The sequence below is a fragment of the Pseudoalteromonas sp. US3C1013 genome (genome assembly GCF_048401115.1).
In the GTDB taxonomy this organism is placed as follows: domain Bacteria; phylum Pseudomonadota; class Gammaproteobacteria; order Enterobacterales; family Alteromonadaceae; genus Pseudoalteromonas; species Pseudoalteromonas undina.
The window spans coordinates 2,579,477-2,594,442 of record NZ_CP183075.1 but is presented as its reverse complement, the minus strand read 5'-3'; the positions used below and the strand labels follow the sequence as shown (position 1 = coordinate 2,594,442).

Annotated in this window: 11 protein-coding genes and 4 tRNA genes; 13 read left to right on the top strand and 2 right to left on the bottom strand. The window is 41.0% G+C overall.

What is annotated here, in order from left to right:
- The first annotated feature begins 11 nt into the window (after nt 1–11).
- The 12 genes from dsbC to ACNSN2_RS12075 all read left to right on the top strand — a co-directional run bounded on the left by dsbC (nt 12) and on the right by ACNSN2_RS12075 (nt 11,533).
- The gene (gene dsbC / locus ACNSN2_RS12130; protein WP_350606857.1) at nt 12–740 is read left to right on the top strand and encodes a bifunctional protein-disulfide isomerase/oxidoreductase DsbC; all 729 of its coding nucleotides are present in this window, start codon (nt 12–14) and stop codon (nt 738–740) included.
- 84 nt (nt 741–824) lie between these two features.
- Nucleotides 825–2,546, top strand: a complete 1,722-nt coding sequence (recJ, locus tag ACNSN2_RS12125; protein WP_418607525.1) for a single-stranded-DNA-specific exonuclease RecJ — start codon at nt 825–827, stop codon at nt 2,544–2,546.
- Between the two features lie 145 nt (nt 2,547–2,691).
- A protein-coding gene (gene prfB, locus ACNSN2_RS12120) for a peptide chain release factor 2 (RefSeq protein WP_109874146.1) occupies nt 2,692–3,790 on the top strand; the annotation gives its coding sequence in 2 pieces (ribosomal slippage) (nt 2,692–2,766 and nt 2,768–3,790; 1,098 coding nt in all).
- A 26-nt stretch (nt 3,791–3,816) separates the two neighbouring features.
- Entirely contained in the window at nt 3,817–5,352 is a 1,536-nt protein-coding gene (lysS, locus tag ACNSN2_RS12115) for a lysine--tRNA ligase (RefSeq protein ID WP_418607522.1), read from the top strand.
- 353 nt (nt 5,353–5,705) lie between these two features.
- Complete coding sequence (locus ACNSN2_RS12110) at nt 5,706–5,888, top strand: hypothetical protein (RefSeq protein ID WP_418607520.1); 183 nt, start codon at nt 5,706–5,708, stop codon at nt 5,886–5,888.
- Nucleotides 5,889–6,016: 128 nt separating this feature from the next.
- Nucleotides 6,017–6,109: transfer RNA gene (locus ACNSN2_RS12105), tRNA-Ser, on the top strand.
- 35 nt (nt 6,110–6,144) lie between these two features.
- Nucleotides 6,145–6,221 (top strand) — tRNA-Arg (locus ACNSN2_RS12100).
- 46 nt (nt 6,222–6,267) lie between these two features.
- Nucleotides 6,268–6,344, top strand: a tRNA-Arg gene (locus ACNSN2_RS12095).
- A gap of 43 nt (nt 6,345–6,387) precedes the next feature.
- Nucleotides 6,388–6,464 (top strand) — tRNA-Arg (locus ACNSN2_RS12090).
- Between the two features lie 740 nt (nt 6,465–7,204).
- Complete coding sequence (locus ACNSN2_RS12085) at nt 7,205–8,380, top strand: exo-beta-N-acetylmuramidase NamZ domain-containing protein (protein ID WP_418607518.1); 1,176 nt, start codon at nt 7,205–7,207, stop codon at nt 8,378–8,380.
- 10 nt (nt 8,381–8,390) lie between these two features.
- Entirely contained in the window at nt 8,391–10,049 is a 1,659-nt protein-coding gene (pbp4b, locus tag ACNSN2_RS12080; protein WP_418607516.1) for a penicillin binding protein PBP4B, read from the top strand.
- A 107-nt stretch (nt 10,050–10,156) separates the two neighbouring features.
- Nucleotides 10,157–11,533, top strand: a complete 1,377-nt coding sequence (locus tag ACNSN2_RS12075) for a Na+/H+ antiporter NhaC family protein (RefSeq protein WP_021033151.1) — start codon at nt 10,157–10,159, stop codon at nt 11,531–11,533.
- 97 nt (nt 11,534–11,630) lie between these two features.
- Here the strand turns inward: ACNSN2_RS12075 and ACNSN2_RS12070 are convergent, their stop codons facing one another.
- Complete coding sequence (locus ACNSN2_RS12070) at nt 11,631–12,368, bottom strand: helix-turn-helix domain-containing protein (RefSeq protein ID WP_418607514.1); 738 nt, start codon at nt 12,366–12,368, stop codon at nt 11,631–11,633.
- Nucleotides 12,358–12,807, bottom strand: coding sequence for a carboxymuconolactone decarboxylase family protein (locus ACNSN2_RS12065; protein WP_010393059.1), 450 nt, complete (start codon nt 12,805–12,807; stop codon nt 12,358–12,360). The genes ACNSN2_RS12070 and ACNSN2_RS12065 overlap by 11 nt, the downstream gene beginning before the upstream one ends.
- A 403-nt stretch (nt 12,808–13,210) precedes the next feature.
- On the opposite strand from ACNSN2_RS12065, the gene ACNSN2_RS12060 reads away from it, so the two are divergent.
- On the top strand, nt 13,211–14,887 hold the full coding sequence (locus ACNSN2_RS12060; protein WP_418607511.1) for a KAP family P-loop NTPase fold protein: 1,677 nt from the start codon (nt 13,211–13,213) through the stop codon (nt 14,885–14,887).
- Nucleotides 14,888–14,966 lie beyond the last annotated feature (79 nt).

The following is a 14,966-nucleotide window of genomic DNA, read 5'->3' as shown; positions in this document are numbered from 1 at the left end:
GAGAACCCGTTATGAAAAAATTAATGTTAGCAGGTGCCATGTTGTGCACTAGTTTGAGCGCTTTTGCTAATAGCGTTGCAGTCACTCCGGATGCTACAGATCCTATCGTGACAAAATTTGCCGCGCTAGGGGTAACTGTTAAACAAATTAACCCAAGCCCAGTTGCAGGCTTAAAAGAATTGATCACTAATAAAGGGGTATTATATGCAAGCCCAGACGGTCAATTTTTAATGCAAGGTACACTAATCGATTTAAACAACCGTAGTAATTTGACCGAGCAAGCACTTAACGGTGTGCGCCAATCAGGGTTAAAAGAATACGAAGATTCAATGATCGTGTATAAAGCGCCAGAAGAAAAACACAGCATTACCGTGTTTACTGATATTAGCTGTGGTTACTGTCGTAAATTACACCGTGAGCTTGATGACTTACTTGAGTCGGGTATTACGGTTAAATACCTAGCATTTCCACGGGGCGGCCTGCAAGGATCAGGTTATGCCGATTTAATGAATGTGTGGTGTGCTAAAGATCAGCAAGAAGCACTTACTGAAGCTAAATCTGGTGCAGATACACAAATTGTAAAAGACTGTAGCGCACCCGTTGCAGAGCATTACCAATTAGGTCAAAGCTTTGGCATTAGTGGTACACCGGCTATTATTTTGGAAGATGGCACGATGATCCCTGGTTACCAACCAGCTGCCGCACTAAGCGCTGCCCTTGAGGCGAATAAAGCAGGTTAATTAAAAACCTGAGTACCTGTTTAAAAAGGCCTTTATGGCCTTTTTTTGTCTTTTTATTATGAATATCATAAGTTAAAAACCAGCATGAAAAAAATGATCATTGCGCGAGAACCCGTTGACGACTCTCATCTACCTAGTCATCTACATCCTGTCATTAAGCAAATTTATGCCACGCGTAACGTCTGCCATGCTGATGAATTAAATAATAGTGCGGCCACTTTGCTCGACTTTAAGCTATTTAAAGATATAGACAAAGCCAGCCAACTATTAATTGATGCACTGCATACACAAAGTAAAATACTAATTGTTGGCGATTTTGATGCCGATGGCGCAACCAGCACCGCCACCTTAATGCAAGGGTTGGCCATGTTTGGCTTTACCCATTTAGATTATTTAGTGCCAGACCGCTTTAGTTTAGGTTATGGCTTAAGCCCAGCATTGGCTGAGCAAATAGTCACTATGCAGCCCGATTTAGTGATCACCGTAGATAACGGTATATCGTGTATTGCAGGGATTGATATTGTTAAAGCAGCAGGCATTAAAGTGCTGGTTACAGATCATCATTTACAAGGCGAGCAACTGCCTAATGCCGATGCTATTGTTAATCCTAATCGCCATGACTGTGACTTTCCCTCTAAGTCGATAGCCGGTGTTGGGGTGGCGTTTTATTTACTTATCGCACTGAGAAGTGCGCTGCGTGAACAAGGCTACTTTAACCAACATCCTATGCCAAATATTGCTGACTTACTCGATATTGTAGCCCTTGGTACGGTGGCCGATGTGGTGGCTCTGGATGCGAATAACCGTACGTTAGTGCATCAAGGCTTGGCACGTATTCGAAGTGGTAAAACCCGCCCAGGTATCACCGCACTGATTGAAGTGGCTAATCGCAATGCAGCTCGTTTGAGTGCCAGCGATTTTGGCTTTTCATTAGCGCCACGTTTAAATGCAGCAGGGCGTTTAGATGATATGAGCCTAGGTATAGCTTGCTTACTTAGCAACGACATAAATCAAGCAAGGCGCATAGCCGGTGAGCTTGACAGCTTAAACTTTGCCAGACGTGAAATTGAGCAAGGCATGCAAGTAGAAGCGCAAGCCGTGCTCGATAGATTGGCATTTAAAGAAGATAGTGTGCCTGATGCTATTTGTTTGTATCAAGACGATTGGCATCAAGGTGTTATTGGCATTTTAGCGGGGCGCTTAAAAGAAAAGTACCACCGCCCAACCGTGATATTTGCGGGTGGCGAAAACGGTGAAATAAAAGGTTCATGTCGCTCTATTGAAGGTTTACATATGCGCGACCTGCTTGAAGGTTTAAACACTGCGCAGCCTGGTTTAATTAATAAATTTGGCGGCCACGCAATGGCGGCAGGTTTAAGTATTAACGAGCAGCAATTTGCTGAGTTCAAACGCGCATTTGATAGTGCAGTTAGCGAGCAACTCAGTGAAGAAAGTAAACGCTGTATTGTATTTACCGATGGTGAGCTACCTAATGATTGCTTTAGCATGGATTTTGCCCAGCTTTTAAAACAATCGGGCCCGTGGGGGCAGCAGTTTCCTGAGCCGATATTTGAACACACCTTTGAAGTAATCCAGCAGCGTATTGTGGGTGAAAAACACTTAAAGCTAGTATTAAAGCATCAGTCTGCACGCTTAGTGGATGCCATTGCCTTTGGGATTGATGTAAAAGCGTGGCCAGATACCGAGGCGCAGTTTGTTAAAGTAGCGTATCAGCTCGATATAAATGAATTTAGAGGTAAATTTAGCTTACAACTTATAGTTAGAGAGCTTGAAAAAGTGGGCTAAAAAATATCTTCAAACCATGCATAAAAGGCTAATAAAACGCGCGGTTTTTTGTTAAAATCGGGCGTTTTTATTATTTAATGATTTTTAATTGCGCTCGGTCTCTTTTTTAAGTGCGCAATAACCTAGCCATTTTGGAGTAATGTACATGTTTGAAGTGAATCCTGTGATTAATCAAATCAAGGAAATTCGCGAACGTACTGAACTGCTTCGGGGGTACCTTTGACTACGCTCTTAAACAAGAACGTTTAGAAGAAGTTAACGCCGAACTTGAAGATTCAGCCGTATGGAATGAGCCTGAGCGCGCACAAGCCCTTGGTCGTGAAAAGTCAGCACTAGAAGCCGTGGTTGAAACAATCGATAACCTTGTTGCTGGTACTGACGATGTTGAAGGTTTAGTAGAGCTTGCTGTTGAAGCTGAAGACCAAGACACTTTTGATGAAGCACAAAGCGAACTAGCTGATTTAAACCAGCAGCTTGAAGGGCTTGAGTTTCGTCGTATGTTTTCAGGCTCTCACGATTCAAACGATGCCTACCTTGATTTACAATCAGGCTCTGGCGGTACTGAAGCACAAGACTGGTGTAATATTTTACTGCGTATGTACTTACGCTGGGGTGAAGCAAAAGGCTTTAAAGTAGAGCTTGTTGAAGCGACCGATGGCGATGTTGCTGGTATTAAAGGCGCAACAGTACGTTTTTCTGGTGAGTATGCATATGGTTGGTTACGCACTGAAACAGGCGTACACCGCCTAGTTCGTAAAAGCCCATTTGATTCAAGTGGCCGTCGTCATACTTCGTTTGCATCTGCGTTTGTTTATCCAGAAGTTGATGACAACATTGAGATTGATATTAATCCGTCTGACTTACGTATAGACGTTTACCGTGCATCTGGCGCGGGTGGTCAGCACGTAAATACCACTGAATCGGCAGTACGTATTACTCACGTACCAACCAATACCGTGGTGCAATGTCAAAACGAGCGTTCACAACATAAAAATAAAGCCCAAGCAATGAAGCAGTTAAAAGCGAAATTATTTGAGCTTGAGCTACAGCAGCAAAATGCTGAAAAGCAAAGCCAAGAAGACAACAAGTCTGATATTGGCTGGGGAAGTCAAATTCGTTCATACGTACTTGATGACTCGCGTATTAAAGACTTACGTACTGGCGTTGAAAACCGTAACACTCAAGCGGTACTCGATGGCGACCTAGATAAATTTATTGAAGCCAGCTTAAAATCTGGTTTATAACCACCAAGCTAAAAAAGAGCTAAAAAATGACTGATCAAATCCAAGACGAAAATAAGTTAATCGCTGAGCGTCGCGGCAAATTAGACGCTATTCGCGAAAATTGCCCAGCCAACGGTCATCCAAACCAATTCCGTCGTGAGCATTACACGGCAGATTTGCAGGCTGAGTTTGGTGATAAGAGTAAAGAAGAGCTAATCGAATTACAGCATGTGGTATCGATTGCAGGTCGTATTCTTGCTAAACGTGGTCCATTTATGTCTATTCAAGACATGAAAGGCCGTGTACAAGTATATGCCTCAAAAGACGTTCAAAAAGATTTAAAAGCAAAATATGGTCAGCTTGATATTGGCGATATTATTGGTGTTAAAGGCGCATTGAACAAATCAGGTAAAGGCGATTTATACGTAGAAATGACAGAGTACGAACTGCTGACTAAGTCACTTCGCCCATTACCAGAAAAATTCCATGGTTTATCAGATCAAGAAACTAAATACCGCCAACGTTATGTTGATTTAATTACTAACGAAGCAACGCGTGAAACATTCCGCATTCGCTCACAAGTAGTTGAAGGCATTCGTCGCTTTTTAGCTGACCGCGATTTTATGGAAGTAGAAACGCCAATGCTACAGGTTATTCCTGGTGGCGCGACGGCACGTCCGTTTGTAACGCATCATAATGCGCTTGATATCGACATGTACTTGCGTATTGCACCAGAGCTTTACTTAAAGCGTTTAGTGGTAGGTGGTTTTGACCGCGTATTCGAAATTAACCGTAACTTCCGTAACGAAGGGTTATCGACACGCCACAACCCAGAATTCACTATGATTGAGTTCTACCAAGCGTACGCTGACTACATTGATTTAATGAACATCACCGAAGACATGTTACGTACAGTTGCAACTAACGTATTGGGTAGCCCAATTGTGGTTAACACCACTAAAGATGAAAACGGCGAAGTTGTTGATTCAGTCGAGTATGACTTTGGTCAACCGTTCACGCGTTTAAGCATGGCAGATGCTATCTTAAAATATAACCCAGAGTTTGATGCAGCGGTATTTAACGACCCAGAAAACCACTTTGAAGAATTAAAAGCGTACGCTAAACAAGTACACGTTAAAATTCCTGAAAACTGCGTATGGGGCCCAGGTAAGTTCTTATGTGAAATATTTGAAGAAACGGCTGAGCATATGCTTATCCAACCTACATTTATCACAGGCTACCCGTGGGAAGTATCTCCACTTGCACGTCGTAACGACGAAAACCCATTTGTAACTGACCGCTTTGAATTCTTTGTTGGTGGCCGTGAGCTTGCAAATGGTTTCTCTGAGCTTAACGATGCACAAGATCAAGCAGAGCGTTTCACGCGTCAGGTTGAAGAAAAAGACGCCGGTGATGATGAAGCAATGCATTATGACGAAGACTACATTCGCGCACTTGAGTATGGTTTACCACCAACGGCAGGTGAGGGCATAGGTATTGACCGTTTAGTGATGTTGTTTACTGACTCATCAACTATCAAAGATGTTATTTTATTCCCGCACATGCGCCCACAAGCTGACTAAGCTTGAAGGAATAAACTATAAAATTATTAACGCCGCTAATTAGCGGCGTTTTTTTTGCCTTATTGTTTGTGAGACATTGCCTAAACTTCATATTAGGGCTTTTAATTAATAAGTACTACACTGATAATAAAATGTAAGTATAAAGGGATATTAACCTTTAATTCAGTTTCATTATCATAAAGTTACCTCACTGCTTAGCAACATTAAAGCAGTGCTATAACTTTTTGGTATGATTGTTTTTTAAACATTATGTTGTATTTATGTGAATTTTTTAGCTAAAATATGGCCGAAATTTGTACACGGTCATTCTTAGTCGTAAAAATAAAAATTTCTAAAGGACTTAGATAAATAATATGAAAGGCAAACAAGTAGAATCTTTACCCGATGAGAGCACCACTGAGCAACAGCGACAAGCTTATTACCGCGCGTGTATTGCCGAGTTTCAAAAATTGGGCTACCAAGAGCAATATCTTGCTGAACTTACGGATGAACTAGTGCCAGTGATGGGTGTAAACTCAAGCACTCCAAATACCTAACCTGATTAATTTTCAAACTAATTACACTTTAAAACCAGACATGTGTGCAATCTATAGCCATATAGTCACTTTTGTCAGAAAAGTGTTTGACATATTTTCTGAAATCTTTATTATACGCCCCACAAGACGGAGAGGTGTCCGAGTGGCCGAAGGAGCTCCCCTGCTAAGGGAGTATAGAGTTTGTAGCTCTATCGAGGGTTCGAATCCCTCCCTCTCCACCATTTTTTAAATGGCGAAATCTTGTAAACGTAAAGATGGGCGCATAGCTCAGCTGGATAGAGTACCTGGCTACGAACCAGGCGGTCGGAGGTTCGAATCCTCCTGCGCCCACCATTCTTTACACACTCTGCTTAGAGTTAAAACAAGAAAAAATGAAAGTGGGCGCATAGCTCAGCTGGATAGAGTACCTGGCTACGAACCAGGCGGTCGGAGGTTCGAATCCTCCTGCGCCCACCACTTTCAACTCTCACTTAGAGTATAAATAAGTAAATATGAAAGTGGGCGCATAGCTCAGCTGGATAGAGTACCTGGCTACGAACCAGGCGGTCGGAGGTTCGAATCCTCCTGCGCCCACCACTTTCTATTACTACAAAAGTTAATAGAAAAGAAACCGACGAAAGTCGGTTTTTTTGTGCCTAAAATAAAGTGAAATTGGCAAAGTAGCTAGCTACGAACCAGACTGTCAGAGGTTCACTCTTACAAGATACGTCCTGCGCCCAGCACTTTCATACATAAGCCGACATTAAGTCGGTTTTTTTGTGCCTAAAATAAAGTGAAATTGGAAGAGCAGTAGGGTTTGCACTCGACGGTCGGAGGTCCACTCTTAGAAGATACGTCCTGCGCCCACCACTTTCTATTACTATTAAAGTTAATAGAAAAGAAACCGACGAAAGTCGGTTTTTTTATGCCTGAAATAAAGTGAATATGGAAAAGTAGTAAGCTACGAACCAGACGGTCGGAGGTTCACTCTTACAAGACACGTCCTGCGCCCACCACTTTCATAGATAAGCCGACATTAAGTCGGTTTTTTTGTGCCTGAAATTTAAGAAAGTCTTCAAGATATCAGTTAAACCCAATTATACACACCGCTAAATTTTGCATTCAGCCACTTCTCTAAAAGCGCAGCGGCGCTTAACCTCTTTGTGAATAACGGCTTTAAAAACTTAAATATACAAAGAACTTGCTTATATTAGCAGCGCAGCTTCTCATTCCTAAAACCTAAAACCTAAAACCTAAAACCTAAAACCTAAAACCTAAGCTGCTCTTTAAACTCGGCTGTGTTATTTTGAACGTCTTGTTTAAAAGGATCTTGCTGTATGTTTAAAACCGTATTTTTTATATTCTTATTTATTTTAAGCGCACTTTTTACTGTTACCGCACACGCAAATGAGGCTAAACATTCAATAACAGTAGGTGCAGAACAGTTTGCTTTGTACTTACCGCAATTAAAAAATAAGCGTGTAGGGCTGGTGGTTAATCAAACTTCTGTAGTGGGGCAAAGGCATTTAGTTGATAGCTTGCTGGCTAAAAACATCAACATCACTAAAATTTTTGCACCCGAGCATGGCTTTCGAGGTGATCATGACGCGGGAGCGCATGTTAAAAACGCCGTTGATAGCAAAACCGGTATTCCACTGATTTCTATTTACGGTAAAAACAAAAAACCAAGCGCCAAGGTGCTTAGCGATGTTGATGTGATAATTTTTGATATTCAGGATGTGGGTGTGCGTTTTTACACCTACATTAGCTCAATGCATTACATGATGGAGGCCGCGGCTGAGCAAGGCGTTGGATTTATGGTACTTGATAGGCCAAATCCTAATATTAGCCACATTGACGGGCCAATTTTAGAGCCGCAGTTTAAATCGTTTGTGGGTATGCACCCAATCCCTGTATTACACGGTATGACGGTAGGCGAGCTAGCTAAAATGATCAAAGGCGAGGGCTGGATCAACCAAGCAGCTGAGTTACAACTGAGCGTCATTGCTGTTGATCATTACACTCGCACCAGTCGTTATAGTTTACCGGTAAAACCAAGCCCTAATTTACCCAACGATCAATCAATAGCGCTGTATCCCTCGTTGTGCTTTTTTGAGGCAACTCCTGTTAGCATAGGTAGAGGAACTGACTTTGCATTTCAGGTTATTGGTTATTCACCAGTAGCACTTGGGGACTTTAGCTTTACCCCTCGCTCAATAAAAGGCGCAGCGCTTAATCCTAAATTTAAAGACCAAATGGTGAAAGGGATTGATTTACGCCATAGTGATACCACTGGCTTAAACTTAAATTATTTAATTAATGCTTACCAGCAACTGACTCAGGCTAAACAGCCGTTTTTTGAACGTGCCGACTTTATGGATAAACTCGCAGGAACTGATCAGCTCAGGCTTGCCATAGAAGCGGGGCGATCAGCTGAGGAAATTAAACAAAGTTGGCAAGCGGGGCTTGAGCAATTTAAACAGCAAAGAGCGCCTTATTTGCTCTACCAATAAAGGAATGGGTGTGTATTTAAATTTTTCCGTGTTAGCAAAGCGTACTTTTTTTAACGCGCTGACAATTGCGCTTTGCTTTATTATTACCGGTTGCAGTGGCGCAAGCAGTGCAATTAAATCTCAGCGCCCGTTTATTCCTAATCAAATACAAAGCCTCGCTCATGCTCAGGTGATTGCCACCTTTCCTGAGTCCAACCCCAGCAGCAGAGAATATGTAAATAATCGTGGCACCTTTAAAGCGTATAAAGGGCGCGGAAAATTATTACTACAAAATGAAAGTGCCTTAAGTGCCGATATTTATATTAATAATAAAAAGTTAGCGCTTGATACCCTGCAAAAAAATACTGAGTATGCCTTTAATTTAGGGCAGTACACTCACAACGGAGTTAACACTTTTAAGGTTGATAACATTCAACCTGCTGACGGCAGTTTAACTCTGCGATTTGCCTTTGCTACTCTAAATAGCTCAGTGGCTAAAACCATTGATTTTAGTGCGGTAGATAAGCTAATAGAAAAAGATGTAAGTGCGGGCTTTCCTGGTGCGGTATTAGCGGTAATTAAAGCGGGTAAGATATTAAAATTAACCGCTTATGGTGATGCCAAGCAATATCAGCAAAATGACTTAATGTTGTTACGCCCAGAGCCCATGCAAACAAATACACTCTTTGATTTAGCCTCAAACACAAAAATATTTGCTACTAACTTTGCGTTAATGAAACTAGTAAGCGAAGGGCAATTAAACATAAATAACAGAGTGAGTGATTACCTAACAGAATACCAAGGCGATGGACGAGAGCTGCGCCAAGTTAAAGACTTACTCACTCATAAAGCCGGTTATCCGCCAGTGTTCGACTTTCATCGAAAAGACACCCGCTATGGCGAGGCGTTTTTTTCACAAGCCAGCGACACCACCAAACAATTACTGCTTACCAGCGTGCCACTAGCCAGTGAGCCAAGCGCCCAGCATGTTTACTCTGACATTGATTACATGATTTTAGGGGTTTTAATTGAGCGTATTAGCGGCCAACCGCTCGACAAATACCTAGAGCAGCATATTTACGCGCCTTTAAAGCTTAACAACACTTTATTTAACCCGCTTAAAAAAGGCTTTAATCGTCAGCAGTTTGCCGCCACGGAGCTAAGTGGAAATACCCGCGATGGCCGTATTCATTTTGATAATATTCGCACCAATGTATTGCAAGGGCAGGTACATGATGAGCGTGCTTTTTATTCACTTGATGGTGTAGCAGGCCATGCAGGACTATTTAGTAATGCCCCCGATTTAGCCGTTTTATGCCAAGTGTTACTCAACAAGGGGGGTTACGGCGATAAGCAAATTTTTAATGCCAGTAGTTTGGCGCAGTTTTTAACCCCACAAAGTACCGATGAAACCTACGGCTTAGGCTTTCGTCTTGCAGGAAATAATCAAGCGCGGCGCTGGCACTTTGGCCCGTATGCCAGCCCACAAGCTTATGGACACACAGGTTGGACTGGCACAGTAACTGTGATTGATCCCGCTTACGATTTAGCCATCATCTTACTTACCAATGCACGCCATTCACCAATTAAAGGTAGTGAAAAACGTTATCAGTTTGTAGGTAAAAACTATGAAACAGCTCAATATGGTTCTATTGTTTCATTAATTTATGAGGCGCTGTTAAATCAGTAAACTCAGTGAGTGACTTAATGGTGTAAATCTATTAAGTTAACTGCTTACTATTAACTAACCAAGGCTGTTAAAGCCGCGTTTATTATAAAAATTAAAAAGGTTTGTTTATGCATTGGTATTCTATTTTGCCACCGCTGATTGCCATTATTATTGTGTTTTGGCGCAAAGAAGTCATTATGGCGCTGCTTGTTGCGGTAATTTCATCGGAATTTTTACTTGCCCTACAAGGTGAAGGAAATAGCGTATTTACTACGTTTTTAAATAGCATTGAGCGCATAGTTGCTGTGGCCAGTTCTCCCGGTAATACCCGCATACTCATCTTTAGTATTTTAATAGGCGCCTTACTTGCCTATATTCGCGAATCTGGCGGTGTTGCTGCTACTGTTAATTTACTGATGAACAAAGGCGTTGCTAAAAGTAAGCGCCAAGTGGGCTTTTTAACTATGTTTACCGGCGTTGCGGTATTTATAGAGTCAAACTTAAGTGTGCTTACCTCGGGTATTTTATCTCGCGGCCTGTTCGACAAATTTAAAATGAGCCGCGCGCGTTTAGCTTACATAATCGATAGCACCAGCGCCCCTGTGTGTATTTTAATTTTATTAAATGGCTGGGGTGCATTTGTACTGGGCTTGTTAGGTAATTACGAATTAGGCGAGTCGGCGGTATCGGTATTGTGGGGCAGCGTAGGCTATAATTTTTACGCCATAATCACCTTGGTTATTGTTTTTTATACCATTGCCTTTGATAAAGTACATGGCCCAATGAAAGTAGCCGAGCAAAAACTAGAGCTACAAACAACCGAGCTAAAAGAGGAAGTAAAAGGCTCTAAAGCACGCTTTATGTTGGTGCCATTACTTACGCTGATTGTGAGCATGGTCGGTTTTATGTTTTACACTGGTAACGGCGTACTTGCCGAGGGCAGTGGTTCAAAATCGGTATTGTATGCCACGGTGTTGGCTATTGTTGTGGCCTATTGTTTAATGATTAGTTCGCGCCAGTTTACCCACCACCAATTAGTCGATACTGGCTTTAAAGGCATGGGCGAATTACTCCCGCTGGTAAGTATTGTATTGCTCTCGCTCACCTTGGGCGCAAGCTTAAAAGAGCTAGGTACAGGGGTGTTTGTGGCATCTTTGGTTGGCGATTACTTACCAATATATTTAATAGTGCCAGTGCTGTTTTTAACCGGTGCGGTTATGTCGTTTACTACAGGTACATCTTGGGGCACATTTGCCATACTTATCCCCATTGGCGTACCGCTTATTCAAGCGCTTGGTTTACCGCCATCGCTGGTGGTGGGCGCTATTTTAGGTGGCGGCATATTTGGCGATCACTGCTCCCCTATATCTGACACCAGCGCAGTATCAGCCATTGCCTCAGGTTGTGATTTACTCACCCACGTTAAAACCCAGTTACCCTATGCATTAGTTGGCGGCGGCCTAACGTTTGTTGCTTACTTAGTAACGAGCTTAATTGTTTTGTAGGTTGGGTTGAGCGTAGCGAAACCCAACAAAGTGAGTGAGTTTAAAGCCTGCAAATATGCAGGCTTTTTTGTTTGTCATAGCAGCAATAACACAGCACTCACTGATGAATTAACTTTTTATATTTGGCGGGAGTTATTTGCAAAATGGCATTGAATTCATTGTTTAGATGGGATTGATCAGCAAAACCGCATTCAAGAGCGAGTTGTGCCAAACTTAGCAGTGGGTTTTCTTTTATCAATTTTTTGGCCTGCCTGACTCTGTAAATACGTGCTAAGTGTTTGGCGGTAATGCCGCAGGTATTTTTAACGTAACGCTCTAATTGCCGTCTGCCTTTTGGGCTATCATCGTAAGCAGTAGTAAGTGGAGTAAGATTGATTATTTTATGGATCAGTGTTCGTGTATGCTCAATAGTATGATGATGTACTTCTGGTGCATTGAAGTGTACTGATAATAAATCAATAAATGAATCTAAACTCGCATGTTGATTAAGCGCTTGTGCAATACCCGTTAAAGTGGTTGGAGCAACAAGGGAATGATTAACCTTTTTTAGGTGAGCAAGCCCTGCGGGCTTAAACCTGATCCCACAAAAAATGGAGCCTGCAGTAAATGTCACTTTTTCTGATTGAGTTGATATGGTTTGCATGGAATAGGGGAGATTTAATGGTTTGCCAGCTAAGTTAAGCTGCCCAGAAATTAAAAATATCACCCCTTGGGCACCATCGCAGGGGAGCCAGCTCTCACCTGAAAATTGGGCACGAGCAAACCAAAGTGCTTGTACATAATTTGCGATATTGCCCGTTGGACTATAAAGATCAAGTAATAGTTTATCGTTCATTAAACTCAACAGTCGGTTTAAACATTTTCACCATGCGATTCCAGCTATTTATAGCATTGATTGCCACTGTGAGGGTAACTAAATTTGGTTGATCAAATAACTCGGCAAGAACAAGATAAAAGTCATCATCAATGTTCTGTGACAAGGTTAACTTTTCGCAAAGCGCTAATGCAGCACGCTCTTTCTTGTTATAAAGAGGCGTGTCTTGCCACGCATTGAGGGCAATAATACGGTTAATACTTTCGCCATACTCCAGCGCTTGTTTGCTATGCATTGCTAAGCAATACGCACATTGGTTTAACTGTGATGTTCTTAGTTTTAGCAGCTCCCAAATTGTTAATCCAAAGCTTGCTTCGACTTTCCGTTTGATCAGTGCTTCTTGCTTAATCAAGTAGGTCATTAACTCGGGTTCAACTGTATAGTAATTAGCTCTTTGCATAATCGTTCCTAATAGATAAATAACAGTTATCTAGTTTAGTGACGAGTAAATAAAAATAATTGCAAAAAAGCGACTTTCGCTAATAAGTTAATGGTAAAAAAGCTCTGGCAATAGCAAGGATCAGTGTATTAGTTTCTAAAGCTTACCCTTTGGCTCTATATGGTAAATACCTATGGCGTCGATCCCAAGATACAAATCACCATTTGGGTGGCTAGAGTACAACGATAAAATCACTAGGGGATTGTTTAAATTGTAGGAGGAGTAAAAGCGAATTTCACCACTGAGGGCACAGAGGCGCTACGTGCTACACAGAGGTAAATAATAATAGCTTTTTATTAATAGGTTACGTTTATTGAATGTTGTATGGCACTATATGAAAAAGAATGGTTTAAAGGGAAATTAAATGCACGATATTAAAGACTTCAACTGGAACAAGCCAACCAACCGTTCACTGGGGGAGTATTTTCCTGCTGATAAATTAGATCGTGCTCGTTATGCCACATTCTTATCAAGGCTATTGGCTCAAGAAGGTTTTGACAAAAGTAGGCCTGATGATGAGCAAAAGAAAAACTATGTATTAAATCTCAATGCTGAATGGGGGGCAGGTAAAACCTATTTTCTTAAGCGTTGGTCACGAGAATTAATAGTCGATTTTCCTGTTGTATATATTGATGCATGGCAGCAAGACTATTCAGACGACCCATTTTTAACTGTAATTGCAGGTATCATCAAGCAGCTTCAACGTCAGGCTAAGTTTAATATAACTATTCCTAAAAGTGCCGTTTCGATGTTTAAGGCTGTTGCACCTGCTATTGCACAAGGCCTAACTAAAAAAATATCAGGCATAGATTTAGATGAGTTACACACATTACTATTCTCTGATGAAGAAATTGAAGATGATCAAAAGCAAAATTCTAACAAGTTAACTGGCAGCGACTTTTCGCCTGCTGTAAAGGCGCTTGCGCAAAACTTAATTAAAGATCATGAAGCTAAAAACAAAAGTATTGAAGTAATAAAATCTAAGTTAGCTGATTGGGTCTGTAAGTTTGAAGAGCAGGAAGGTAAATCGTTACCGATATTTATTTTTATCGATGAATTAGATCGCTGCCGTCCGAGTTATGCAGTTGAGATGCTTGAGACTATTAAACATATTTTTGACGTAAAAGGCATCGTGTTTGTTGTGGCTACGGATACCGAGCAGTTACAACATACAATCAAATCAATATATGGTGAAGGGTTTGATGCAAAAGTTTATTTAGGTCGCTTTTTTAATAGCCGTTATAGCCTAAAAAGACCTGTTTTAAAGAATTTTTTATCAGTACATAGTGATACAACTAAATTTGAGTCTGCGTATTTAAAAAGTAAAAATATTGAGTTACTTCCTCGCACAGAAACACCCGAAACTGCTTTAGCTAATATTTCTGTTGTATTAGATGCTTTTAAGGTATCAGCAAGAACAGCTATTCAAATTACGGAGCGCATTACAGCCATTATAATGAATTTACCAAGTGGTAAAAAAGTAGATGTACTCGTACTCGCAGTTTTATTTTGTATCTATGAAAAAGATCACTCACTTTATGAAGAGGTAATAACTGGAAGGTTTAAACGAGATGGAAAAAATCATAAAGGTGAAGTACGAAATATAAACTTAAATAATTACTTAAAACAGAGTATTCAAGAAGAACAGCAATTAGCAGAAATAAAATACTTTATTGAGCCATTATCGTACACAAATACTTTCTACTCAGGTTATGGTCAAAGTGAAGATAATAATTTCCCTACTGAAAATTACTCTATACAACTAGCTGAATTTATAGATAGTATCTTTTGCAGAGGATTTAATAATACAACAAATTCTGTGGCTCTAATGGTTAGTTCAAGTAGTGAGAACATAACGGCACTTCATAGCGCTGAACTAAATTTAGCAAATGCTGATGTGAGAAATCCTAGGGTAGGCAATATTACACTATTATGGGTAAGTTATATTTATATAAAAGATGGCTATAAAGAAATTACCAAAGAGCAATATCGTGATTTTATAGAGCTTTCCTCACCATTAGATTATATGGGCGATAGTTAACTACCTCTGTGCAGCACGAAGCGCCTCAGTGCTCTCGGTGGTAATATTTATCTAAATTACCACCAACTTTAACTGAGCT